This window comes from Stenotrophomonas sp. Pemsol, assembly GCF_003586545.1.
GTDB classification, from domain to species: Bacteria; Pseudomonadota; Gammaproteobacteria; order Xanthomonadales; family Xanthomonadaceae; genus Stenotrophomonas; species Stenotrophomonas sepilia.
This window is the reverse complement of sequence record NZ_CP025780.1, coordinates 3,107,530-3,131,280: the sequence shown is the minus strand read 5'-3', so window position 1 is coordinate 3,131,280 and position 23,751 is coordinate 3,107,530. Positions and strand designations below refer to the sequence as shown.

The 23,751-nt window shown below is 67.5% G+C and carries 17 protein-coding genes; 11 read left to right on the top strand and 6 right to left on the bottom strand.

Features of this window, described 5'->3' with window-relative positions:
- Nucleotides 1–6: 6 nt before the first annotated feature.
- Genes PEM_RS14375 through PEM_RS14360 form a run of 4 tightly spaced genes read left to right on the top strand, consistent with a single transcriptional unit; the run spans nt 7 to nt 3,817 of the window.
- A complete protein-coding gene (locus PEM_RS14375) occupies nt 7–696 on the top strand; it encodes a response regulator transcription factor (protein ID WP_005419188.1) in 690 nt (229 codons plus the stop codon).
- Nucleotides 689–2,080 (top strand): sensor histidine kinase, encoded by a 1,392-nt coding sequence (locus PEM_RS14370; RefSeq protein ID WP_032954514.1) that lies wholly within the window; start codon nt 689–691, stop codon nt 2,078–2,080. Before PEM_RS14375 ends, PEM_RS14370 begins: the two co-directional genes overlap by 8 nt.
- Nucleotides 2,077–3,132 carry an ABC transporter substrate-binding protein gene (locus tag PEM_RS14365; protein ID WP_095377943.1) on the top strand — a complete coding sequence of 352 codons (1,056 nt, stop codon included), beginning with the start codon at nt 2,077–2,079 and terminating at the stop codon, nt 3,130–3,132. The genes PEM_RS14370 and PEM_RS14365 overlap by 4 nt, the downstream gene beginning before the upstream one ends.
- 28 nt (nt 3,133–3,160) lie before the next feature.
- Entirely contained in the window at nt 3,161–3,817 is a 657-nt protein-coding gene (locus tag PEM_RS14360; protein ID WP_005419171.1) for a response regulator transcription factor, read from the top strand.
- An 84-nt stretch (nt 3,818–3,901) separates the two neighbouring features.
- Here the strand turns inward: PEM_RS14360 and PEM_RS20320 are convergent, their stop codons facing one another.
- The 3 genes from PEM_RS20320 to PEM_RS14345 all read right to left on the bottom strand — a co-directional run bounded on the left by PEM_RS20320 (nt 3,902) and on the right by PEM_RS14345 (nt 8,703).
- Nucleotides 3,902–4,288 carry a hypothetical protein gene (locus tag PEM_RS20320; protein ID WP_005419165.1) on the bottom strand — a complete coding sequence of 129 codons (387 nt, stop codon included), beginning with the start codon at nt 4,286–4,288 and terminating at the stop codon, nt 3,902–3,904.
- A gap of 530 nt (nt 4,289–4,818) precedes the next feature.
- Nucleotides 4,819–7,467, bottom strand: a complete 2,649-nt coding sequence (locus PEM_RS14350) for a PAS-domain containing protein (protein WP_111129618.1) — start codon at nt 7,465–7,467, stop codon at nt 4,819–4,821.
- Nucleotides 7,468–7,533: 66 nt separating this feature from the next.
- A complete protein-coding gene (locus PEM_RS14345) occupies nt 7,534–8,703 on the bottom strand; it encodes a porin (protein ID WP_005419152.1) in 1,170 nt (389 codons plus the stop codon).
- 332 nt (nt 8,704–9,035) lie between these two features.
- On the opposite strand from PEM_RS14345, the gene PEM_RS14340 reads away from it, so the two are divergent.
- Both PEM_RS14340 and PEM_RS14335 read left to right on the top strand, forming a co-directional pair.
- Complete coding sequence (locus tag PEM_RS14340; RefSeq protein ID WP_005419151.1) at nt 9,036–10,379, top strand: dicarboxylate/amino acid:cation symporter; 1,344 nt, start codon at nt 9,036–9,038, stop codon at nt 10,377–10,379.
- Nucleotides 10,380–10,609: 230 nt separating this feature from the next.
- On the top strand, nt 10,610–12,901 hold the full coding sequence (locus PEM_RS14335; RefSeq protein ID WP_005419150.1) for an NADP-dependent malic enzyme: 2,292 nt from the start codon (nt 10,610–10,612) through the stop codon (nt 12,899–12,901).
- A 521-nt stretch (nt 12,902–13,422) separates the two neighbouring features.
- On the opposite strand, the gene PEM_RS14330 is transcribed toward PEM_RS14335, so the two are convergent.
- Both PEM_RS14330 and PEM_RS14325 read right to left on the bottom strand, forming a co-directional pair.
- Complete coding sequence (locus PEM_RS14330) at nt 13,423–14,166, bottom strand: basic secretory protein-like protein (RefSeq protein WP_111174811.1); 744 nt, start codon at nt 14,164–14,166, stop codon at nt 13,423–13,425.
- Nucleotides 14,163–17,507 carry a GH92 family glycosyl hydrolase gene (locus PEM_RS14325; protein WP_095377948.1) on the bottom strand — a complete coding sequence of 1,115 codons (3,345 nt, stop codon included), beginning with the start codon at nt 17,505–17,507 and terminating at the stop codon, nt 14,163–14,165. Before PEM_RS14325 ends, PEM_RS14330 begins: the two co-directional genes overlap by 4 nt.
- Before the next feature lie 418 nt (nt 17,508–17,925).
- Here PEM_RS14325 and PEM_RS14320 point away from each other — a divergent pair, with 418 nt between their 5' ends.
- From PEM_RS14320 to PEM_RS14305, 4 genes are all read left to right on the top strand, one after another.
- Nucleotides 17,926–18,123 carry a zinc-finger domain-containing protein gene (locus PEM_RS14320; RefSeq protein WP_005410967.1) on the top strand — a complete coding sequence of 66 codons (198 nt, stop codon included), beginning with the start codon at nt 17,926–17,928 and terminating at the stop codon, nt 18,121–18,123.
- A gap of 15 nt (nt 18,124–18,138) precedes the next feature.
- A complete protein-coding gene (locus tag PEM_RS14315; RefSeq protein WP_111129616.1) occupies nt 18,139–19,254 on the top strand; it encodes a glycosyltransferase in 1,116 nt (371 codons plus the stop codon).
- The gene (locus tag PEM_RS14310; RefSeq protein ID WP_111129615.1) at nt 19,235–20,566 is read left to right on the top strand and encodes an O-antigen ligase family protein; all 1,332 of its coding nucleotides are present in this window, start codon (nt 19,235–19,237) and stop codon (nt 20,564–20,566) included. The genes PEM_RS14315 and PEM_RS14310 overlap by 20 nt, the downstream gene beginning before the upstream one ends.
- Nucleotides 20,567–20,703: 137 nt before the next feature.
- Nucleotides 20,704–21,153, top strand: coding sequence for a transposase (locus PEM_RS14305; RefSeq protein ID WP_032954504.1), 450 nt, complete (start codon nt 20,704–20,706; stop codon nt 21,151–21,153).
- Nucleotides 21,154–21,261: 108 nt separating this feature from the next.
- Here the strand turns inward: PEM_RS14305 and PEM_RS14300 are convergent, their stop codons facing one another.
- Nucleotides 21,262–22,179 (bottom strand): LpxL/LpxP family Kdo(2)-lipid IV(A) lauroyl/palmitoleoyl acyltransferase, encoded by a 918-nt coding sequence (locus tag PEM_RS14300; protein WP_111129614.1) that lies wholly within the window; start codon nt 22,177–22,179, stop codon nt 21,262–21,264.
- Between the two features lie 60 nt (nt 22,180–22,239).
- Here PEM_RS14300 and waaA point away from each other — a divergent pair, with 60 nt between their 5' ends.
- Entirely contained in the window at nt 22,240–23,538 is a 1,299-nt protein-coding gene (gene waaA, locus PEM_RS14295) for a lipid IV(A) 3-deoxy-D-manno-octulosonic acid transferase (protein ID WP_005419132.1), read from the top strand.
- Nucleotides 23,539–23,751 lie beyond the last annotated feature (213 nt).

Here is a 23,751-nt window from a genome sequence, read left to right as displayed (position 1 = left end):
GTGCCCATGCGCCTGCTGCTGGTCGAAGACAACCCGGATCTGGCCGATGCGATCATCCGCCGGATGCGCCGCAGCGGGCACGCCGTGGACTGGCAGGCCGATGGCCTGGCCGCCGCCAGCGTGCTGCGTTACCAGAGCTTCGACCTGGTGGTGCTGGACATCGGCCTGCCCAAGCTCGATGGCCTGCGCGTGCTGGCCGGCATGCGCGAGCGCGGTGACAGCACGCCGGTGCTGATGCTGACCGCGCGCGATGGCATCGAGGATCGCGTGCAGGCGCTGGATGTCGGTGCCGACGATTATCTGGGCAAGCCGTTCGATTTCCGCGAGTTCGAAGCGCGCTGCCGCGTGCTGCTGCGGCGTGCGCGTGGCCAGGCCAGCGAAGTGGTGCAGATCGGCGGCTTCCAGTTCGACAACGCTGCGCACCGGGTCAGCCTCGACGGCGAACCGATCGAACTGCCCAACCGCGAGTACCGCCTGCTGGAGATTCTGGTCGGGCGCCTCGGCCAAGTGGTCGGCAAGGATGAGATCGGCAACGGCCTGTTCGGTTTCGATGACGAAGCGGGCCCGAATGCCATCGAGTTGTATGTTGGCCGCCTGAGAAAGAAGCTGGCGGGCGCACCGCTGCGCATCACCACGGTGCGCGGTGTCGGCTATCTGCTGGAGGCCAGCGATACCCATGCCGACGCCGATGGCTGACGCGCGCGCTGCGACTGCGGCGCCGGGTTCGCTGCGGCGCACGCTGCTGCTCTATCTCGGCGTGCTGCTGGCGGTGTTCGCGGTGGCCCTGCTGTTCGCCGCACGCGATTACGGCCAGCGTGCCGCCAACCGTTCCTACGATCACCTGCTGGTGTCCTCGGCGCTGTCCATCGCCGATTCGGTGGCGCTGGTCGATGGGCAGTGGCAGGTCGATCTGCCGTATGCGGCGCTGGACCTGCTGGCGATGGCGCCGGAGGACCGCGTGTTCTATCGCGTGGCCGACAGCCGCGGCACGCTGATCACCGGCTACGATGACCTGCCGGCAGCGCCGCGCCGGCCCGGTACCCAGCCGCAGCTGTTCGATGCCACCTACAGCGGCGAGACCGTGCGCTTCGTGGTGGTCGGCCGCAGCTTCGCCGCTGCCTCGGCGCAGGGCGAGGTGCAGGTCCAGGTCGGCCAGACCCGGCGTGCGCGTGAAGCGGTCGCGCAGGACATGGTCAATCGCGCGTTGCTGGCGATCGGCGTGCTGTCCGGGCTGCTGCTGGCACTGGTGGCGTTCGGCGTGCATCGCGCATTCCGGCCGCTGGTGCGGGTGGAGCGCGAGCTGTCGCGACGGGAGCCGTCCGACCTGAAGCCGCTGGATGCCCGCGTTCCGCGCGAGATGGACCAGATGGTGGCGGCGCTGAACCGCTTCATGGAACGCCTGTCCAGCAGCAACGAGACACTGCGCGCGTTCATGGCCGAGGCTGCGCACCAGATGCGCACGCCGCTGGCGGCATTGCGCGCACAGGCACAGCTGGCGCTGGATGATGACGATCCGGAGGACATGCGACGCAGCCTGCAGGCGATCGAGCGCAACGCCACGCATATGAGCCGGCTGCTCAACCAGCTGCTCAGCGACGCCAGCGTGATCCATCGTTCGCACCTGCAGCGCTTTGCGGCGGTGGACCTGGCCGAGACCGTGCACCAGGCCCTGCATGAAGCGCTGCCGCAGGCCGGTCCGGCGCCGCGCGTGCAGTTGGCGATGACCGCCGAACCGGCATTGGTGCACGGCGATGCGCTGCTGCTGCGCGAGGCGATCAAGAACCTGGTCGACAACGCACTGAAGTACGGCGGTGACGGCGACTTGCAGATTGCCCTTACCGTGGAAGGCGAGCAGGCCGTGCTGACCATCGCCGACCACGGCGCGGGCATCGCCCCGGCCGATGCCGAGCGCGTATTCGAGCGTTTCGCCCGTGGCGAAGGCGCGCCCTCAGGTGGTGCCGGGCTGGGCCTGGCCATCGTCAAGCGCGTGGTCGACAGCCATGGCGGCCGCATTGACCTGAGCAACCGCCCGCAGGGCGGGCTGGTCGCCACCATCCGCCTGCCCCGGAGCAGTCCATGATCCGCTTGTTCGCCACGACTGTTGCGCTGCTGCTGGCCCTGCCGGTGTTGGCTGCGCCCGGCGATGTGCGCCGTTTTCCCGCACAGGGAGCGGCCACCGCTCAGCTGCGCATCCACGGCACCACCGACATCGAAGTGTTCGCGGTGGTCATCGCCGACTACCAGCGCCTGCACCCCGGCACCGAGGTGGTGTACGAGGACATCATCACCCAGGACCTGTACGCGCGGTACCTGCACGACCGCGGCGGCCCGGCATCACCGGACCTGCTGATCTCCAGCGGCATGGACCTGCAGACCAAGCTGGTCAATGACGGTCACGCGCTGCCACACCGTTCGGCGCAGACCGCCGCGCTGCCGGCCTGGGCACAGTGGCGCAACGAGGCGTTCGGCATCAGCTACGAGCCGGTGGTGATGGTCTACAACACCCGCGCGATTCCTTCGGCCAAGGTGCCGCACACGCGCCGCCAGCTGCTGGACCGGCTGCGTGCTGAAGGTGCACCCCTGCGCGGCAGGGTCGGCACCTATGACATCGAGCGCAGCAGCGTCGGCTACCTGTTGGCGACCCAGGACGCGCAGCGCGGCAGCATTGCCGGCGCGCTGCTGGGCGCGCTCGGCGACAACGACGTGGTGCGCGAGGAGCGCACCGGCGTGCTGCTGGACCAGGTGGCCAGTGGCCAGCTGTCGCTGGTCTACAACGTGCTTGGCTCCTACGCGCAGGCGCGCGTTGATGCCGGCGCGCCGCTGGGCATTGTGGAGCCCGAGGACTACACGCTGGTGGTGCTGCGTACCGCAGTGATCCCGCGTACCGGCCCACACCCGGAAGAAGCCCGGCGCTTCCTCGACTACCTGCTGTCGCCACGCGGCCAGCAGGTGCTGTCGCGCGAGGCACGGCTGATGCCGATCGTGACCGGCAACGCGCGCGGCGATGATGCGCCGGGCCGCAGCCGCCGCCCGATCCAGCTGGGTCCGGGCCTGCTGGTGTATCTGGACGCGCTCAAGCGTCGCCAGTTTCTCGATGCCTGGCGCAGCAGCGTCGAGCCGGCCGGGCGCTGAGGCGGCGACCTGCCCGTACAATGGCGGTATGAGCGAATACACCATCCTGATCGCCGATGACCACCCGCTGCTGCGTTCGGCGGTGGTGCAGTCCTTGCGGCAGAGCCTGCCGTTGGCACAGGTGCGCGAGGTTGCGAGCGCCGAGGCATTGGCCGAGACGCTCGACGCGCAGCCGGACGTGGACCTGGTGCTGCTCGACCTGACCATGCCTGGCGCGCACGGCTTTTCCGCGCTGCTGCACGTGCGTGGCTCGCATCCCGACATTCCGGTGGTGATCCTCTCCTCCAACGACCATCCGCGGGTGATCCGCCGTGCCCAGCAGTTCGGCGCGGCCGGTTTCATCCCGAAGTCGGCCCCGGCCGAGACCATCGGCGAGGCCGTGCAGGCGGTGCTCGACGGCGGCCTGTGGTTCCCGGCAATGGCCGCCGAGCGCTCGGAGGCCGATGCGCTGCTGGCCAGCCGTCTGGCCCAGCTGACCCCGCAGCAGTTCCGCGTGCTGCTGTGCCTGGCGGATGGCCTGCTCAACAAGCAGATCGCCTACGAGCTGGGCCTGGCCGAGAACACGGTGAAGGTGCACGTCACTGCCATCCTGAAGAAGCTCGAATGCCATAGCCGCACGCAGGCGGCGGTGCTGGTGAAGGCGCTGGAACCGGAAGGCGACGCGCGGGCAGGGATGGACGGCTGACCTGGGCAGGGCACTTGGCTCTCGGTGAGAGCATTCTGAGCTGCTCGAATCAACTGCGCCAACGCGAAAATGGAGTCTGGCCCGTCAGTTGCCGCTGATCGAACTCATCTGCGGGTCGATCGAAAAGATGAACCTGTTCTCGTATCCCATCCAGGAATGCTCAGACGCTTCGGCATAGCTGTAAGTGGGAGAGGATGCATCTGACGCAAACCTGTGACCCCACGCCTCATGATCCGCGCTGCTTCGGGTCCGGGCGATACCGATGCAGATGCTCAGGCCACACGAAAAGCGTTCAAGTACACCTTCTTGACCGATTGCACGTTCAAGTGATGATCGATAGTGCCGGGTCAGGTCCTGCGCCTCGGGGCTGGAAGCTGCATCCTGCGTCATGCGGTTGATCGCATCCGACATGTTTCTGCTTGACTGCAGGAGGCCCTCGGCGGCCAGGATCGAGATGCCGTCCTTGAACATGAGTGCGGATTCTGACCGAAGAAGCGCGAGCGAAGATGCTGCGCGATGCGTGGCCGCTGTCGGAATGCCGGGGTTCGGCGAGGCGTCCGCATTCGATATGGCTGGAGGAGCCTTTGCTTCTGTCGCGGCCCTCCTGAGGCTGACGTCCGTATCTGGTGTGCTGTCAGCCATGCATCCCGCGCAGCACAGGCAGAAGAGCATTGCTGTGATTCGATGGAGGTATCGGAGGGGGGCGATGGATAGGTGATGGCAGGGCATGCTGGATCCTTGGCCGTAGGCTGTGGCTGTCTTCAGTACGATCTGCCGATCAGCCGAACGTTGAAATCTACTGATCCTCAGCAGCGCCGGTCAGTCAGGAGACTGCTCTCTCCCCACTCGGATTTTCTCCATGCCCTACGCAATGACGCGGCGCATCCATTTCCTCCTTGCCCATGGCTGTCGCGCGAAGAGGTTTGGGAATTCGGTACGGAATCAACGAGGAGCAAAGCCAGCGTGCGCCTGCAACGCGACGCCCGCGTGGCCGAGCCGTCCTAGCCCCGATGCCGCAACAACATCTGCGTCATCAATGCCCGCAACGCGGGCGGTCGCACCGGCTTGAGCAGGAAGCCCCAGCCGTTCTCGGCGGCATGCGCTTTCAGTGCCTCATCACGCTCGGCGGTCACCAGGATCACCGGCGGCCGCGCCTTCCACAGCGTGCACAGCGCTTCATACAGGTCCGGTCCGTGCCATTGCCCCATGCGCACGTCCAGCAGCAGCAACTGCGGCACGTTCAATGCACTGGCGATTTCCAGTGCACCCTGCGGACCGTCGGCAAGTTCCACCTGGCAACCCCAGCGCTCCAGCAGCGCACGGGTCGCCGCACAGACGTGGGGATCATCGTCGATGCTCCACACCCGGCACTTTCGCAGTGGGCTGTCGTCGGAGGGTTCGCTCGCGATGACCGGCGCTGCGGCAGGTGCGATCACATCGTCGGCGCGCCCGACTGCTACGCTCACGGCGAAGACGCTGCCCTTGCCCAGTGTAGAGCGCAGGCTGATGCGGTGGCCGAGCAGGCGGCCGATGCGTTCGACGATGGCCAGGCCCAGGCCGGCGCCACGTTCCTGTTCCACGCCGTCGTTCAGCCGGCGGAACTCCTCGAAAATCTCACCCTGCAGGCTTTCCGGAATGCCCGGGCCCTGGTCATGCACTTCGATGCGCAGTTGATCGCCTGCACGCCGGCAGCCGATCAGCAGGCGCCCACGTGGGGTGTAGCGCAACGCGTTGGACAGAAAATTCTGCAGGATCCGCCGCAGCAGGGCTTCATCGCTGACCACCACTGCGCGGGTATCCACCCAGTCAAGCTGCAGGCCACGGGTCTGGGCGGCGATGCCGAACTCGCGCGCCAGGGTCTCCAGCAGCGGAGAAAGTGCAAACGTGCGCACGCGGACCTGCAGCGATCCTGATTCCAGGCGCGAGATATCCAGCAGGCTGTTGAGGATCGCGTCCTGCGCCGCCAGCGCGGCATCGATATGATCGGCAGTCTGCTGCTGCGCCGGGTCGCCCAGCTTGCCGCGCAGCACCGAGACGAACATGCGCGCAGCGTTGAGCGGCTGCAGCAGGTCGTGCACCGCCGAGGCGACGAAGCGGGTCTTGTAGCGGTTGGCCTGCTCGGCCTCGCGCCGCGCCTCGTCCAGGTCACGGGTGCGTTCGGCGATGCGGTGTTCCAGCGCATCGGCCAGCGAGCGCAGTTCGCGCGCGGCATTCTTGTAGCTGGTGATGTCGGCGTAGCTGGTGACGAAGCCGCCATCAGGCAGGGGATTGCCGCGGATCTCCAGCACCGTGCCGTCGTCCTTTTCGCTCTCGCGCATGTGCGGGCGGCCACTGCGCAGGTGGTTCAGGCGGCGCTCGATGGCCTCGTCCACCGGGCCGGGACCGAGCAGGCCACGACGGGCATTGAAACGGAACAGTTCCTCGATCGGCCGGCCCACGCGCACCAGGTCTGCCGGGAACCGGAACAGTTCCAGATAGCGCGAATTCCACGCGACCAGGCGCAGGTCGCGGTCGATCACCACCACACCCTGCGGCAGGTGTTCGAGGCTGCGGCTGAGACCACTGTCGGCGTCGGTGGCGGCCTGCAGCAGGCCATCCTGTGCGGTGCGCAGCTCCTGTGCGTGCTGCTTGAGCAGGGTTTCCAGTTCGCGGCGGCTGCGCAGGCGATGCTTGGCCAAGCGCCTGCGCTGCTGCACGAACAGCACCAGGAAGCCCAAGGCCAGCCACGCGGCACCGCCGGTCAGGGCGGCCGCGCGACCGGCAGCAGTAGCGGCGCCGGCGTCGTGCAGCAGGTGCAGGTTCCAGCCCTCGGCGGGCAGCGCCAGGCTTTGCCACAGCATCGGCTGCGGCAGCGCAGGATCCAGCAGCCGCACCATGCGGCCGCCATCGGACAGCACGTCTTGGGTACGTGCACGCAAGGGCTGCAGGGCACGGTCGGCGTACTGACGTGCATCGAGCATTTCGCGGCGCTCACCGGCACGCAGCGGACGCAGCAGCCGGTAGCGCCAGCTGTCCCGGTTGGACAGGAACACGACGTCATGGTCGTCGCTGGCCAGCACCACGTCCGGGCTGCTCAACCATTCCTGTTCCAGCGCGGACAGCTCGACCTTGATCACCACCACGCCGAGCCGCTTGCCGTCATCCTCGATGGCCTGCGAAAGGTAATAGCCGGGCACGCCGGTAGTCATGCCGATGCCGTAGAAGCGGCCACGGCCCTGCGCCAGCGCCTGGCGGTAGTAGGGGCGGTAGCTGTAGTTCTCGCCGACGTTGCTGGTCGGTTGGTCCCAGTTGCTGGCCGCCACCGCCACACCATCGTGGCCGACCAGGGTCAGGGTCGAGGCCCGGGTGACTTCATTGGCACGTTGCAGCTTCAGGTTCAGTCGCTGCCGTTCGCCGGGCGAGGGCGGCACACGCAGTGCGTGCAGCAGATCCGGATCCAGCGCCATGACCTGCGGCAAGGTGCCGAAGCGGTCGATGCGCTGTTGCAGGCCCTGGCCATACAGCTGCAGCTGGCGTTGCACCTGGCTGCTTTCGTCGCCGAGCGCGCGCCGCCAGGCGTAATGGCCAGCGGCGACCGCGCACAGCACGGTGCCACCGACCATCACCAGGATCGTCAGCAACAGCATCCGGTGGCGGCTGAGCCAGTACATGGCGGCAGTCTACGCAGGGCCGGCGGGCGTGGCGTGCACGCCCGCCGGGGTCTGACGTGGAAGGGGTCAGAAGTGCATCTGCGCGCGCAGTTCGAAGATCTCCGGCGTGCTGTGCACGCCACGACGGCTGGCGTCGACCTTCACGTAGTTGGCCTGGAACTTGAAGTGGCTGGTCAGGTACCAGTTCGCACCCAACGTCAGGTCGTGCTGGCGGCCACCCAGGATGTCACCATCGTCGAGGTCCAGGCGGCTGTAACGCGCCACCAGTTCCACCGCACCGTAGTTGTGCGCCGGCTTGATGTTGGCCACCGCACCGGCGTTGTACGGCCGCGATTCGCCGGTCAGCACCCAGCTGGCCATCGCGTACTGGCCGCTGCCGGTGAAGTCGGGCTTGCCGTCATGGCGGGTGACCGTGGCGCGCAGCGCTTCGGCCTGCAGCGAGAACGGGCCGCGGATCCAGATGCCTTCCAGGCCGGTGCGGCGGATCTGGTCGGCGGTGACCAGCGCGCCGGAATCGACGTAGCGGATGTCGGTCAGGCCGGCTTCCGGGCGCGCGCGCAGGCGGGCGCTGGCCTCGTGGTGCACGTCGCGGCCATCGCTGTAGCCGCGTGGGTTCTCCTGCGAGTAGGCCAGGCCCAGGTGGATAACGTCACCCGGTGCCTTCACCGGCGTCCACACCGCACGCACCGCCTGGGTGGTGCCGGGGTTGTCGCCCTGCAGGTCCTTGCCGCCATAGGCGCCTGCCTGCAGCAGGTACTGCGGGCGCTCCAGCACCCATTCCACACCGGTACGGCGGCCTTCGTAGAAGGCCTGCACCGGCAGCGAGGTTTCCAGGAAGCTGCCGGCACGCGAAGAGGTGTTCGCATCCAGGCCGACCGGCGTCTTCATGTAGCCGAAGCGGAAGCGGCCGACGTCACGGCCGAAGAAGGCCTTGCTCTCGAAGCGCACGAACACGTCCAGCCAGGTATCGGCCTGGAAGTCGTAGTAGACCATCGCGTCGTACACGCCCTTCTTCTTCAGCGTCGCACCGAATTCCTTGCGGCGCACGGCGTCGTCGTCCTCGAGGCCACTGGCCGAGGAAAAGTCGTTGTAGTCGTAGGCGATGTTCGCGGTAGCGGCCAACTCGGTGCCGTCGCCGAAGGTGTACTTGGTCGGCCAGTTGTCGAAATCCGCAGCCGAAGCGAGGGCGGGTAGGGCGGCCAGCGACAGGGCCAGCAAGGTGGGATTCGGGCGCATGTTGGGTGCGGCTCTCTCAGATTGCGTGTGGACAGGACATCAGCGGCCGCAGGGGCCGAAACTTTCGCAGGGACATGCCCAGCCGTTCAGCCCGGGCCACCGGCCTTCCCGTTTCTGGGCGGTGCGGCGCCAGTGTAGGCACCTGTGCCACCTGAACCGGGGGGCTAGTACCAATAGGTTATCTGCGCCGGCGTGCCTGGCGCGTACAAAGGCGTCCATTGGTCGCACCCCCTGTGCGTGCAGTACAGGGCCTGCGGTCAGTTTCCACGGTAACGGCTCCCGTGCAGTCCCGGGGCCGTACGTGCCTGAAAACGCCCCTTCCGGAGTCCGCCATGCACATCCCGACCGCAGCACCGGTGCCTGCAAAGCCGTTGCCGATCTATCGCCAGCTGTACTTCCAGGTGATCGTGGCGATCGTCCTGGGTGCCATCCTCGGCCACTACGAACCGCTGGTCGGCGAGAAGATGAAGCCGCTCGGCGATGCCTTCATCAACCTGGTGAAGATGATCATCGCGCCGGTGATCTTCCTCACCATCGTCACCGGCATCGCCAGCATGACCCACCTGCGCACGGTGGGCCGGGTGTTCGCCAAGGCGATGGCGTACTTCCTGTTCTTCTCCACGCTGGCGCTGATTGTCGGCATGATCGTGGCGCACGTGGTGCAGCCCGGCGCGGGCATGAACATCAACCCGGCCGAGCTGGACCAGACCGCAGTGCACAGCTACGTCGAGAAGTCGCATGACCTGACCCTGGTCGGCTTCCTGATGGACATCATCCCGAAGACGCTGCTCAGCGCTTTTGTCGATGGCAACATCCTGCAGGTGCTGTTCGTGGCCGTGCTGTTCGGCATCGCGCTGGCGATGGTGGGCGACAAGGGCAAGCCGGTGCTGAACTTCCTGGAGGCGCTGGTTGCCCCGGTGTTCAAGCTGGTGCACATCCTGATGAAGGCCGCCCCGATCGGTGCCTTCGGTGCGATCGCCTTCACCATCGGCAAGTACGGCGTCGGCTCGCTGATCAACCTGGCCTGGCTGGTGGGCTCGTTCTACCTCACCGCGTTCCTGTTCGTCGCGGTGATCCTGGGCCTGGTCTGCCGCCTGTGCGGCTTCTCGGTGTTTAAGCTGGCGCGCTACCTGAAGGCCGAACTGCTGCTGGTGCTCGGCACCTCCTCGTCGGAGTCGGCGCTGCCGTCGCTGATGGAGAAGATGGAACGCGCCGGCTGCAGCAAGTCGGTGGTGGGCCTGGTGGTCCCGACCGGCTACTCGTTCAACCTGGACGGCACCAACATCTACATGACCCTGGCGGCACTGTTCATCGCCCAGGCCACCAACACCGAACTGACCCTGGGCCACCAGATCGCCCTGCTGCTGGTCGCCATGCTCAGCTCCAAGGGCGCGGCGGGTGTCACCGGCGCCGGTTTCATCACCCTGGCCGCCACCCTGGCCGTGGTGCCGGAGGTGCCGGTGGCTGGCATGGCGCTGATCCTGGGCGTGGACCGGTTCATGAGCGAATGCCGCTCGCTGACCAATTTCATCGGCAATGCGGTGGCCACCGTGGTGGTCTCGCGCTGGGAAGGCGCGCTGGACCGCAACCGCCTGCAGCTGGCGCTGGATGGCCGCGAGAGCGAACTGCCGCCGCCGGTCGATGCGCTGCCCGAGGCGCTGCCGGCCAAGGGCTGATCCAGGTGTGTGGTACCGCGGGGCCGATCACGTCAGTGGTACGGCCCCGCGGCGTTTCAGGGCGTCCCATGGCTGTCATGGGCAGCGCCGAAGCTGGTATCGCGGTACCGTCGCATACGGCACGGAATTGTGCGGTCGCAGCATGCTTGCGACAGGATAGCGACAGGTCCGGACGCTCCAACGGGGGTATCATCCCCTGTCCCTTCTGCCCATTCATGTAACCCACATCGATGTCCAACGAAGATTTCAAACAGGCCGCCCTCGATTACCACCGGATGTCCCCGCCGGGAAAGATCAAGGTTTCCGCTACCAAGCCCATGCTGACCCAGCGCGACCTGTCGCTGGCGTATTCGCCGGGCGTGGCGTACGCCTGTGAAGCGATCAAGGCCGACCCGCAGCAGGCCAGCGAGCTGACCGCCCGCGGCAACCTGGTGGCGGTGATCTCCAACGGCACCGCGGTGCTGGGCCTGGGCAACATCGGCGCGCTGGCCGGCAAGCCGGTGATGGAAGGCAAGGGCGTGCTGTTCCAGAAGTTCGCCGGCATCGATGTGTTCGACATCGAAGTGGATGAGACCGACCCGGACAAGCTGGTCGACATCATCGCCTCGCTGGAACCGACCTTCGGCGGCATCAACCTGGAGGACATCAAGGCGCCGGAATGCTTCGTGGTCGAGCGCAAGCTGCGCGAGCGCATGAAGATCCCGGTGTTCCATGACGACCAGCACGGCACGGCGATCATCGTCGGCGCGGCCGTGCTCAACGCGATGGCGATCACCGGCAAGAAGATCGAGGAAGTGAAGCTGGCGACCACGGGCATGGGCGCGGCCGGCATTTCCTGCGTGAACATGCTGGTGCAGCTGGGCCTGAAGCCGGAGAACATCCTGGCCTTCGATCGCGAGGGCGTGATCCACACCGGTCGTACCGACCTGGACCCGGAAAAGCAGCGCTATGCGCGTGACACCGACAAGCGCACCCTGGCCGAGATCGTCGACGGCGCGGACATTTTCCTGGGCCTGTCGGCACCGGGCATCCTGACCGCCGACATGGTCAAGACCATGGCGCCGGATCCGGTGATCTTCGCGCTGGCCAACCCGACCCCGGAAATCATGCCGGAGGTGGCGCGCGCTGCGCGTCCGGACGCGATCATCGGCACCGGCCGTTCGGACTACCCGAACCAGGTCAACAACGTGCTGTGCTTCCCGTACCTGTTCCGTGGTGCGCTGGACGTGGGCGCCACCGCGATCAACGAGGAAATGAAGATCGCCTGCGTGCGTGCCATCGCTGCACTGGCACGCCGTGCAGCCACCGACATGGGTTCGGCCTACGGCGGCGAGACCCCGAGCTTCGGCCGTGAATACCTGATCCCGCGCCCGTTCGACCGCCGCCTGCTGGTGGAACTGTCGGCCGCCGTGGCCCAGGCCGCGATGGATTCGGGCGTGGCCTCGCGCCCGATCGAGGACATGGGCGCCTACCGCGACAAGCTGGCCCAGTTCGTCTACCGCACCAGCCTGATGATGAAGCCGGTGTACGACCGCGCGCGCAGCGACAAGCAGCGCGTGGTGTACGCCGAGGGCGAAGAGGAAGTGGTGCTGCAGGCGGTGCAGAACGTGGTCGATGACGGCCTGGCGCATCCGATCCTGATCGGCCGCCCGGAAGTGATCGAGTCGCGCATCGAGCGCCTGGGCCTGCGCCTGAAGATCGGCGAGAACGTTGAAGTCACCAACATCAACGACGACCCGCGCTTCAACGAATACTGGCAGTACTACCACGGCCTGACCGGCCGTCGTGGCGTGACCGTGGCCGCGGCGAAGAACCTGATGCGTTCGCGCCCGACCCTGATCGCAGCGGTGATGGTGGCCCGTGGCGAGGCCGATGCGATGCTGACCGGCATCGTCGGTCGCTTCCACAAGAAGCTGGGCTACGTGCGCAGCGTGCTGCCGCTGGAGCCGAAGGTCACCTCGACCTCGGCGATGACCGGCGTGATCAACCAGCAGGGCGTGTTCTTCTTCGTCGATACCCACGTGCAGGAAGATCCGACCGCCGAGCAGCTGTGCGAGGCGACCCTGCAGGCGGCCTATCGCATGAAGCTGTTCGGCATCGAGCCGAAGGTGGCGCTGCTGTCGCACTCCAACTTTGGCAGCCATGATTCGAAGGATGCGCTGAAGATGCGCCAGGTGCGCGAGCTGCTGCTCAAGCGCAACCCGCGCCTGAACGTGGATGGCGAAATGCAGGGCGACACCGCATGGGATGAAGCGCTGCGCCAGAAGCTGCTGCCGGGCTCGACCCTGCAGGGCCGCGCCAACCTGTTCGTGCTGCCGAACCTGGAAGCGGCCAACATCGCTTACAACCTGGTGCGGGTGTTCACCGACGGCGTGGCGATCGGCCCGATCCTGATGGGCGTGAACAAGCCAGTGCACATCCTGACCACCAGCGCGACCTCGCGCCGGATCCTGAACATGACCGCCATTGCGGCGGTCGATGCGCAGATCAGGAAGCAGCTGGAAGCGGAAAAGAAGGCATAAGCCTTCTTTCCAGCGACAGCTGCGGAAACGCGCCCCACGGGGCGCGTTTTTGTTTCCGCGCAGCGGAAACGGGTAGTGCCGGCCGCTGGCCGGCAACCCCAATCGTGCTCAGATACACGACGGCAGCCGGCCAGCGGCCGGTCCTACTCCGGTCTGTGCCACACGCGCTACGCTGCCCGGTCATTTCCCTGCAACGCCGCTGCGGCCCAATACGCCCACGCGGCCCGGCCGTGGGAAGGGACCGGACCGGCCTTCCCACCCTGGGCCCGACCAACTTCCCATCGGCGAGGGTGTCATGCGCAATCGAGTGACGCGGCGGTACTTCCAGCAGCTGTTCGCGCTGTACGCCGGTTTCGTGCAGTCGCGCTGAGGCGTAGACGCCAGCGAGGTAGAGTCGACCGTCGGTCGACTATCGCGCGAAGCGCGGGGTTTTCGGGGGCTGGACGAAAGTCAGTCGACCAACAGTCGACTCTACCCAGTCGACTCTATCCAGTCGCGGCTATACCCAGTTGATCGCCCAGTCAGCGCCGCTTGCCGCGGCGTGCAGGGGTCGGCGGCGGAGCGTCGGAACGCGGCTTGGCGTACTGCGCCCACAGCGCCGGCAGTGCCTTGCCGGTGTGCTTCTGCCACAGCGCCGGTGCATAGCGGCCGTCGCGCAGGGCCTTGTCCAGTGCCAGCACCAGGCCCGGATGTTCGGCGTCGGCCCATTTCAGGAACGCACCGGTGACACGGTAGCCGCTGTCGAAGTTCTGCCCCTTCTCGACCTTGCCCGGCAGTGCCCAGCCCGCAGCGGCATTGTCCATGCCGTAGCGGTCGCGTGCGTAGTCGGCGATGCCTTCCACCAGCCAACCCGGCACCCGTGCGTCGCCATAGCCCGGATAGCCCTGCACGATGTGCATGGCCTCATGGGTGACCAGGTCGATGTCGTTGAGGTGCTGCGCCAGCCAACCCGGGTTGATGGTGATCGTCGCGGCCTGGTCCTTGTCACCGACAAAGGCGATCCCGGTGTAGGCCGGGTCGATCACGATGCGCACCATCGACGGCGCGGCCGGGTGGAAGTCCGCACGTTCGCGCAGGTAGGCGAAGTAGAACGTATCGATCACCCGCTTTCGCTGCGGCGCGGCCAGGGCGCCACGGGCGTCCTGGTAGTTCAGCGTCACGCCATCGCGGGTCAGCTGCGCATCAAAGGCCTGGGTCTGGCCGAAGCTGGAGAAGGAAAGGGCAACAAGGGCCAGAGGCAGCAGACGGTAGCGCATGGGGCTCATTGTACGGCGCTGGGCGCCAACAGTTCGATCTCCGCCAGCGGCAGCCGGCCCGGTGCGGCCAGGCGCAGCCGATACTCGCTGTAACGACCGGGTTTGGCGATGCGGAACGGTCGGGTCTGGCGGGCAGACTCGAAGGCTTCGCCGCTGCGCTGGTCGAGCACGATCCAGCGGCCGTTGCCACTGCGCGCTTCCAGCGTCCATTCGCCGCCCTGGATGCGGCCGTCACCGCTGGTGAGCGTGTACATGGTCGGCGCGCCGTCGCCCAGGCCGGTCAGTGCGATGGTTGCGCCGCCGCCCAGGCCGACGGTGGTGGCTGCATCGTCATCGACCAGCGCCGGCAGGGCGCGGCCATCGGCCAGCGTCGCCTTGGCGCCACTGCCGAGCAGGTCGTGCAGCAGCTGCGGGCGCTGGCCCCGCGCGGTCAGCGAGCGCGGCACGTCATCCACGCCGCTGCCCCAGCGCGACGGCTGCGGCCCCATCACGAAGTCCAGCGTCGCGCCCTTGGCGATCAGCTCGTGCGGCACCCAGGTCTTCGTCCACGGCTTGCCATTGATCTTCAGCGACTGCACGTAGACGTTCTCGCGTGAGTTGTTGGCCGCGTTCACGGTCAGCACCGCGCCGCCCTGCAGTTCCACCCTCGCATGTTCGAACGCCGGTGAACCGATCACGTACTCCGGGGCGCCCATGCGCAGCGGATACAGGCCCAGCGAAGCCAGCACGTACCACGCGGAGGTCTCGCCGTTGTCCTCGTCGCCCGGATAGCCCTGGCCGATCTCGCTGCCCACATACAGCCGCGACAGGATCTCGCGCACGTGCTGCTGGGTCTTCCACGGCTGCCCGGCGTACAGGTACATCCATGGGATGTGGTGCGCCGGTTGGTTGCTGTGTGCGTACATGCCCATGCGCACATCGCGCGCTTCGGTCATCTCGTGGATGGTGCCGCCGTAGGATCCGGCAAACGCGGGGTCGGCGGTTTCCGGCGTGGAGAAGAAGGCATCCAGCTTCGCTGCCAGCTTGTCACGGCCACCATAGAGCGCGGCGAGTCCTTCGCCATCGTGGGCGGCGGTGAAGGCGAAGGTCCAGCCATTGGATTCGGTGTAGTCGTGGCCCCACACGCGCGGGTCGTAGGCCTTGGCGTCCACGCGCCACTGGCCATCGGCGTTGCGGCCCTGGAAGAAGCCGGCGGCCGGATCGAACATCGTCGCGTAGCTGGCGGCGCGATGGCGGAAGTAGTCGGCCTCGGTGCTGTAGCGCTCGCGTGCGGCCGGCGTGGTCGCGCGCTTGGCCAGAGCGTCGGCCATGTTGGCGATGCCGAAGTCATTCAGTGCGCCTTCCATCGTCCACGACATGCCTTCGTGCACGTCCGCGCTGGCGTAGCCACGGAAGGTCGAACGGTCCATGCCCTTGCGGCCGACATGGCGGTCGGGGGGGACCACGGTCGCGTTCTTCAGCGCGGCGGCGTAGGCCTCGGCCGGATCGAAGCCGCCGATGCCCTTCAGCCACGCATCGGCGAAGGCAACGTCCGAACTGGTGCCGACCATCAGGTCGGCGTAGCCCGGCGACGACCAGCGTGCGATCCAGCCACCGGCACGGTACTGCTCGATGAAGCCCTGCACCATCTGCCCGGCATCGTCGGGCGTGAACAGCGCATAGGCTGGCCAGGTGGTGCGGAAGGTGTCCCAGAAGCCGTTGTTGACGAACACCTTGCCATCGCGCACGCCGGTGAAGCTGCGGTTCGCGCTGCCTTCGGTGTTGTCGTCGCTGGCGCTGGCCTGGTTGGCGTAGCGCCAGTCAGGCGCGGCCGCGCTGCCGGCATTCTCGTGGCCGGAGTTGGGATACAGGTACAGCCGGTACAGGCTGGAATACAAGGTGGTCTTCTGGTCGTCAGTGGCATCGCCGATGTCGAAGCGGGCCAGGCGCGCGTCCCATGCATCCTGCGCACGGCCCGCCACGCTTTCCAGCGTGTCGGCGGCGGAGATTTCCAGCGCCAGGTTGTGACGCGCCTGTTCCACCGAGATCAGCGAGGTCGCGATGCGCATCGTCACCTGCCGGTCGCTGCCAGCATCGAACTTGATGTAACCGGTCGGGCGGCCGGTGTCGAGGCGGCCGCTGCTGCGCCACGGCTTGTCGAAGCTGGCCACCACGTACATGCGGCTGGCGCCGTTGGACAGGCCACTGCGCGTATCGGTGTAGCCGCTGAGGGTCTGCGTGGCCGTGTCCAGGGTCAGGCCACCACGCGCATCGACATTGTCGAACAGCAGGTTGGCGTCGCCGCCCTCGGGGAACTCGAAGCGGAACAGCGCGGCATGGTCGGTCGGTGCGATGGCAGCAGCGATGCCATTGTCGAAGCGCACGTCGTAGCGGTAGGGGCGCGCGCTTTCATGACGGCGGTCGAACGACAGCGCGCGCTTGCGGCGGTCGGCGTCCGGCACGCCACGGCTGGCCGAGGGCATCACCTGGAAGGTCTGGCGGTCGCCCATCCACGGGCTGGGCTGGTGGCTCAGTGCCAGTGCCTGCAGCTGCGGGCGGTTCTGCGCATCGTTCTGTTCGTTCCAGCGGTACAGCCAGTTCAGTGCGCCGGCGTCGGTCACCGGGGTCCAGAAGTTGAACCCGTGCGGCACCGCCGTGGCCGGGAAATTGTTGCCGCGCGAGAAGGTGCCGTTGGCCTGGGTCCCGCGGGTGGTCAGCACCCAGTCGGAGACGCGCTGCGGCCGCTGCCGCGGTTGGGCATCCAGGCGCACGTCATCAATCCAGCCAGAGACCGGCGCGCCCTCGGCACTGGCTACCTCCAGCTCGATCGCAACCACGCGGCGGCCCTTCAGCGTGGGCACGTCGCCCAGCCGCACTGCCTTGCGGGCCCATTGTTGCGGGTACAGCGTCTTCGATTCGCCCTGCGCGCGTGCGCCGATCGCCACGCCATGCTGGTCGCGTGCCGCACCGGCCGAAACGCGGCTGCCATCGTCCAGCAGCAGGTCCAGCGATACATAGGTCGAGGCGACGGTGTCCTTGCCGACGATTTCCGGCAGCACCAGCCACGACAGCGTGGTATCGGCCTCGATGGGCAGGTCGGCCTTGAACAGTTCGCGCCGCGCGCTGCCGCCTTCGCTGCTGTAGCGCAGCGCATGCAGGCCGCTGTAGCCGGCGTTGCGCTTGGCGGCGTAGGGCGCGGCCGGTCCATTGCCGATCGTGACCTGAAGCGCACCGGTGGCCTGCGCCGGTACAGGTTCGCCCGGTTCGAACGAGGTCTGCAGCCCCTGCGCCCGCGCCGGCATCGCAGTGGTCGCACAGGCCAGGGCCAGGGCGAGCGGAAGCAGGGCGCGGCGCGGATCGGACAGGGTCATGCAAGGGTCTCCCGGAAGGGCTGGCGGCGGGCGAACCCGCATCGGCGGACACCACGGACAGCATCGCTCCGCCCGCCAGGCTGGCAGTGGAAGAGGCGATGCCGGTCCGGTGGGGGCGGGCCATGCGATCGGGTTGGATTGGGTGGGTCGGGGTGCGACCTGGCCCGATCCTGCAACAGCCGCCGCGCGCTGGCAAGTGCCATTTAGTTCGATCCAAATGCGGGAAATATCGCTGGAGTCGATTCTGGCGAGCGAACCTGCCGGAACGACCGCGAAATCCCCGGAATCGCCGCCGCCCGGCGTGTGGTGGGGAGATGCGAGGCATCGGCGGCGGCGTGCAAAGGCCCGTTGCGGGGCAATGTCGTTGCGGCCCAGATGCTAGAATCACGGGCCTCGCAACCCGTTCACCGAATCCGCCATGAGCCATACCGCCACCGCGCCCGCCAACGCCGAGAAGCGCTACACCGTGCACCGCAGCGATCTGCCGTTGAGCTGCCCGACCCCGGAAATGGCGCTGTGGAACTCGCATCCGCGCGTGTACCTGCCGATCGAAGACGAGCCCAACGGCGAAGCGCAGTGCCCGTACTGCGGTTCCGTGTTCGTGCTGGCCGACTAAACGGCGGCCCCTTCGATGCGCCGATTGACCGTGGTGCAGTTGCTGCCGGCGCTGCACTCCGGTGGTGTCGAGCGCTCGACCCTGGAAATCGCTGCGGCCCTGGTTGCCGCCGGCCATCGCGCGCTGGTGGTGTCTGCCGGTGGCCGCCTGGTGCAGCCGCTGCTGGACAGTGGTGCCGAGCACCTCACCCTGGATATCGGCCGCAAGTCGCTGCTGACCCTGCGCCATCTGCCGACCCTGCGCCGGCTGTTTGCCGAAGTTGGTGCGGACATCGTGCATGCCCGTTCGCGGCTGCCGGCCTGGTTGGGCCTGTACGCGATCCGCGCCATGCCCGCCGCACAGCGCCCGCATTGGGTGACCACCGTGCACGGGTTGAACTCGCCCAGCCGCTACAGCGCGGTGATGACCAGTGGCGAACGCGTGATCTGCGTGTCCAACACCGTGCGCGCCTACGTGCAACGCCATTACCCGACGGTGCCGGAAGAAAAACTGCGGGTCATACCGAGAGGTGTCGACGTCAACCAGTTCCCGCGCGTGGCGCGCGCCGACCGCCGCCCGCGGCTGGCGCTGGCGGCCGATTACCCGTGGCTGGCCCAGGTCGAAGGCCCGCTGCTGCTGCTGCCGGGGCGCGGCACCCGGCTGAAGGGCCACACCCACGCGCTGCAGCTGCTGGCCGACGTGCGTGCCGCCGGCGTGCCTGCCCAGCTGTGGATGCTGGGCACCGACGAACCCGGGCGCGAGGCCTACGTGGCTGACCTGCGCCGCCAGGCCGCGGCACTGGGCGTGGTCAAGGCCGTACAGATCAGCACGCCTACCGTCCGCATCGCCCAGGCCTACGCCGCCAGCGATCTGGTGCTGCAGCTGTCGGACAAGCCGGAAGCCTTTGGCCGCACCGTGGTTGAGGCGCTGTCGGTCGGTCGCCCGGTGCTGGGCTGGGACCATGGTGGCGTCGGCGAACTGCTGCTGCAGCTGCAGCCCAGCGGTGCGGTGCCGCTCGGCGACGCGCGCGCGCTGGGTGAACGTGCGCTGGCCCTGCTGGCGCAGCCGCCGTCCCTGCCGACCCGCATCCCGTTTACCCTGCAGGCCATGCAGCGCGATACCCTCCGCCTCTATGCCGATCTCGCCGGCTGACCCCGCTGCCATCGTGCGCGACGACCGTGCCGGGCGCTGGGCGCCCTGGTGGGTGCTGGCGTACGTGGCGATGTGGCCGCTGCCGGGCATTGCCGAAACCGTGCTGGGCCTTGGCGCGGTCTATGCTGCCGCGCGCATGGTGATGCGCCGGCTGCAGCGCCGCCCGCACCTGTTGAGCACGGCGGCGTGGGCGCTGACCTCGATCCTGTTCCTCGGCTACTGGCTGCCGCAGGCGTTTTCGGCCATCGATGCGATCGACCCTTCGGCCTCGTGGACCAAGGCGGCCGCCGGACTGCGCTACCTGCCCTTCATGTGGCTGGTGGCGATCGCGGTGGCCACGCCGGAACGGCGGCGCTTGACCTTCGGTGGCCTGGCGCTGATCACCGGCGTGTGGACGCTGGACGCGCTGGTGCAGGCGCTGGCTGGCACCAGCCCGTGGTTCTGGTCGCTGGAACACCTGAAGCTGGCCGTGAGTGGCCACGCGTTGTGCCCGGCCGAAGAAGCCGCACTGGCCGACCGCCTCAGTGGCGCGCTTGGGCCCTGCAATCTGAAATTCGGCCAGGTGCTGGCCAGCCTGTCACCGTTCCTGCTGCTGCCGATGGCGCAGCGTTTCGGCAATGCAGGGTGGCTGCTGGCCGCTGCAACACTGGGGTGCGTGCTGCTGCTGGCAGGTTCGCGCGCCTCGTGGATCACCTTTGTGCTGGTGCTGGCCTACAGCGGCGTGCGCCAGTTCGGCTGGAAGCGGCTGCTGCTGCTGGCCCTGGTGGCAGCGCTGGGTACGGCCGCACTGACAGCGGGCGTGCCGCAGCTGCGCGAGCGTGTCGCGCGCACGGCGCAGGCATGGAACGAAGACGGGCAGGGCGTTGACGAGGCGCTTTCGGGGCGCGCGCGCATCTGGACCGCAGCGGTGTGCATGATCGAGGAGCATCCGGTCAACGGTGTCGGTGCGCGCGGCTTCCGCGATGCGTATCCGGCCTGCCTGTCAGATGAGGGTCCCGCCGTGTGGGGTAACCAACCGGCGTTGCACGCCCACCAGATCGTGCTGGAAATCCTTGCCGAGACCGGCGTTCTGGGCCTGCTGCTGTGGTTGGCGGCGGTGGCGCAGGCCTGGCGGGCCTGGCGCTATGCCCCGGCGGCTGCGCGTGATCGCGCCCGACCGGCGATGCTGGCGCTGGCGGTTACGGTGTTCCCGCTCAATACGCACCTGGCGTTCTATTCCGCGTTCTGGGGTGGCCTGACGGTGCTGCTGGCAGCCCTGTTCGCCGGCAGCCTGCTGGCCCGCGACGCAGATGATTCCCCGCCGGTGAAGTGACCGCGCATCCGCGCATGGTAGGGATCAACCATGGAGTCGATCAGTAGATCCACGCCATGCGTGGATGAGGCTTTCCCGACCTGAACACGGTGACATCTCCACTATCGGTGCCCCGGCAGTTCGCGCACGCTGGAGGCATGGCCAGCCCCAGACTTCGCTACGGTCGGTATTCCCGATCCGGCAACGTGTATTCATTGACCACAGCAACCCTCGGCCGCGAACCGTTGTTCGCCGATGCGGCAAACGTGGCGATCCTTATCGACACCCTGCGCTTCGTAGAGCGCAAGGGCTTCAGCCACAGCCTCGCCTGGGTGGTCATGCCCGACCATCTGCACTGGCTGATGGAGCTGCGCGGAGGAACCCTGGCCGAGTGTATGGCCCTGCTCAAATCACGCAGCAGCCGACTGCTGAACCGGCGATTGGAGCGACGAGGGGCGCTGTGGCAGCACGGTTACCACGATCATGCCGTACGCAGCGATGAATCCCTTCATGAGAAGGCGATGTACATCCTGGCCAATCCGGTCCGTGCGGGCCTGGCCGGCACGTTGGGTGAGTACCCGCACGCATGGTGCCGTTGGCCGTTGTAGGTGCCGGCACCCGGATGTAGAGCATCCACGCATGGCGTGGATCCACTTCAGAATGCTCCGCGTCATCAAATTCACGCCGTGCGTGGACGAAACCCTCCCGCCCCACCGTTATTTGTAGAAATCACTCCGGCCGCCGGGCTGGCGCTTGAAGCGGCGGTGGATCCACAGGTACTGGTCGGGAGCCTCGCGCACCATCGCTTCGATGGCCTGGTTGACCCGCGTGGTATCGGCTTCCACATCCTCGCTGGGGAAGTTCTCCAGCGGCGCGCCGATCTTCAGGAAGTACTTTCCGCCTTCGCGCCGGTGGAAGTACGGAATCACCGCACAGCCGGTCATGCGCGCCAGCTGATGGGTGGCGGTGATGGTCGAAGCGGTGTGGCCGAAGAACGGCACGAATACCGTGTCCTTGCCTCGCATGTCCTGGTCTGGCGCGTACCAGAGGAAACCGCCCTTCTTCAGGTGGCGCACGGTCGCGCGGATGTCCTCGTTGGCGAACATCGCCTTGGCATAGCGCAGGCGGCCGAACTTGACCGCCCACTCGTACACCGGGTTCTTGTGCTTGCGGTACATGCCGGAAAGATCGACGTAGTCGCACAGCAGGCGGCCGCACATCTCCAGGGTCATGAAGTGGCCGGAGACCAGCAGGACGCCGCGGCCTTCGGCCTGCATCTGCCGCAGGTGTTCCAGGCCTTCGATCCGTACCCGCGGGCGGATGCTGTCGATGCTGCCCCACCAGGCGCGGATGCACTCGAATACGCCGACGCCCAGCGCATCGAAACTGTCCCGCACCAGGCGCTGCCGCCACGCTTCGTCCCTCTCGGGGAAGCACAGCTGCAGGTTGACCTCGGCGGCGCGGCGGCGGCTGCCGAGCAGGCGCCAGGTGATCCAGCCGACGCCCCGGCCCAGCGCGCGCTGCAGCATCCACGGCAGGCGGGCGATGGCGAAGGCGCCGAACATGGCGGCGAACATCGGCCAGTTGCGCGGATCGCGCAGCGACGGGCGGACGGCGGTGGAAGCATCTGACATGGGGCCATTCTACCAAGGCGGCCGCGTGTCTTTCCCGGGGGGCTCCCGTATCCTTGCCGCATGCGTAAAGACCCTGTCGAATGGATCCTGCGCGGCCTGTACTCGGTCGTGCTCTATATCCTGCTGCCGATCACCGTGTACCACCTGGTCTGGCGCGGTTTCCGGGTCCGTGAGTACTTCCGGCGCTGGGACGAACGCTACGCCTCCTATCCGCAGCCGACCGGCCAGCCACGGGTGTGGCTGCACGCGGTCTCGGTGGGCGAGGTCAATGCCGCCGCGCCGCTGGTCAACGCCCTGCGCCAGCAGCGCCCGGACATCCGCTGGGTCATCACCACCATCACTCCGACCGGCTCCGAGCGCGTGCGTGCGCTCTGGGGCGACGCGCTGGACCATGTCTACCTGCCGTACGACGTGCCGGGCAGCGTCAATCGCTTCCTCGGCCATTTCCAGCCCAGCCTGGCGCTGATCCTGGAAACCGAGTTGTGGCCGAACATGCTGTTCGGCTGCCGTGACCGTGGCGTTCCGGTCTACATCCTCAATGCCCGGTTGTCGGCGCGTTCGCTGCGCGGCTACCGGCTGCTGGCCGCATTGATCCGCCGCGCCCTGCGCACCGTCACCTGCGTGGCCGCGCAGTCGCAGGACGATGCCGAGCGCTTCGTGCAGCTGGGGGCGGAGCCCGGCCAGGTGCAGGCACTGGGCAACCTGAAGTTCGACATCACCACGCCGGACGTGCAGGGCTTCGTCGAACAGTTCCATGCACGGGTGCCGGGCGCGCGCCCGGTATGGATCGCCGCCAGTACCCATGACGGCGAAGAGCAGGCGGTGATCGACCTGCACCGCCGCCTGCGCCAGCAGCATCCGGATCTGCTGCTGCTGTGGGCACCGCGCCATCCCGAACGTTTCCCCAAGGTGGAAGCGCTGGCGCGCGAACAGGGCTGGAGCGTGGCGACCCGCCGCGTGGACCAGTGGCCGCGCGCCGCCACAGACGTGTTCGTCATCGACACCCTCGGCGAGCTGATGCCGTTCTACGCCTGCGCCCAGGTCGCCTTCGTCGGCGGCAGCCTGCAGGCCATCGGTGGCCACAACCTGCTGGAGCCCGCTGCGATGGGAACCGCGGCGGTGACCGGCCCGCACCTGCACAACTTCGCGGAAATCTCCCGGCGCATGCGCGAGGCCGGTGCGCTGCTGATCGGCGAAGATGCGCAGGCAGTGGGCGACCTGCTGCAGCATCTGCTTGAAGATGCGCAGGCCCGCGAAGACATGGCGCGTGCGGGCTGCACGTTGGTCAGCAATGGCCGTGGCGCGCTGCAGCGCACGCTTGCGCTGGTCGCACCGCACCTGCCACCGGCACGCGAGTGATCCCGGCAGCGCGGCGTCGGCGGCGCTGTGCAGCGTTGTCGTGATCAACTTCATCAATTCTGCTTAGCAACGATTTTTCTGTCGTTGCTGGACCGACCCTGCCGATGGCAGCGTGCCTGCCATCACATCGTGGCGCACGCAGCACCGATTCCGATTCCGCAGGACGACGCAGGCTGCCAGCCTGCTGTCGACCGCGCTTGGGCGGATATCAAG

Excerpts from the sequence above, each read along its gene's own strand:
- PEM_RS14300 (WP_111129614.1), bottom strand. The coding sequence starts at position 22,179 with ATGTCAGATGCTTCCACCGCCGTCCGCCCGTCGCTGCGCGATCCGCGC.
- waaA (WP_005419132.1), top strand. The coding sequence starts at position 22,240 with ATGCGTAAAGACCCTGTCGAATGGATCCTGCGCGGCCTGTACTCGGTC.
- PEM_RS14370 (WP_032954514.1), top strand. The coding sequence starts at position 689 with ATGGCTGACGCGCGCGCTGCGACTGCGGCGCCGGGTTCGCTGCGGCGC.
- PEM_RS20320 (WP_005419165.1), bottom strand. The coding sequence starts at position 4,288 with ATGTTCAAGGACGGCATCTCGATCCTGGCCGCCGAGGGCCTCCTGCAG.
- PEM_RS14310 (WP_111129615.1), top strand. The coding sequence starts at position 19,235 with ATGCCGATCTCGCCGGCTGACCCCGCTGCCATCGTGCGCGACGACCGT.
- PEM_RS14375 (WP_005419188.1), top strand. The coding sequence starts at position 7 with ATGCGCCTGCTGCTGGTCGAAGACAACCCGGATCTGGCCGATGCGATC.
- PEM_RS14325 (WP_095377948.1), bottom strand. The coding sequence starts at position 17,507 with ATGACCCTGTCCGATCCGCGCCGCGCCCTGCTTCCGCTCGCCCTGGCC.
- PEM_RS14330 (WP_111174811.1), bottom strand. The coding sequence starts at position 14,166 with ATGAGCCCCATGCGCTACCGTCTGCTGCCTCTGGCCCTTGTTGCCCTT.
- PEM_RS14305 (WP_032954504.1), top strand. The coding sequence starts at position 20,704 with ATGGCCAGCCCCAGACTTCGCTACGGTCGGTATTCCCGATCCGGCAAC.
- PEM_RS14350 (WP_111129618.1), bottom strand. The coding sequence starts at position 7,467 with ATGTACTGGCTCAGCCGCCACCGGATGCTGTTGCTGACGATCCTGGTG.
- PEM_RS14320 (WP_005410967.1), top strand. The coding sequence starts at position 17,926 with ATGAGCCATACCGCCACCGCGCCCGCCAACGCCGAGAAGCGCTACACC.
- PEM_RS14360 (WP_005419171.1), top strand. The coding sequence starts at position 3,161 with ATGAGCGAATACACCATCCTGATCGCCGATGACCACCCGCTGCTGCGT.
- PEM_RS14315 (WP_111129616.1), top strand. The coding sequence starts at position 18,139 with ATGCGCCGATTGACCGTGGTGCAGTTGCTGCCGGCGCTGCACTCCGGT.
- PEM_RS14340 (WP_005419151.1), top strand. The coding sequence starts at position 9,036 with ATGCACATCCCGACCGCAGCACCGGTGCCTGCAAAGCCGTTGCCGATC.
- PEM_RS14335 (WP_005419150.1), top strand. The coding sequence starts at position 10,610 with ATGTCCAACGAAGATTTCAAACAGGCCGCCCTCGATTACCACCGGATG.
- PEM_RS14345 (WP_005419152.1), bottom strand. The coding sequence starts at position 8,703 with ATGCGCCCGAATCCCACCTTGCTGGCCCTGTCGCTGGCCGCCCTACCC.
- PEM_RS14365 (WP_095377943.1), top strand. The coding sequence starts at position 2,077 with ATGATCCGCTTGTTCGCCACGACTGTTGCGCTGCTGCTGGCCCTGCCG.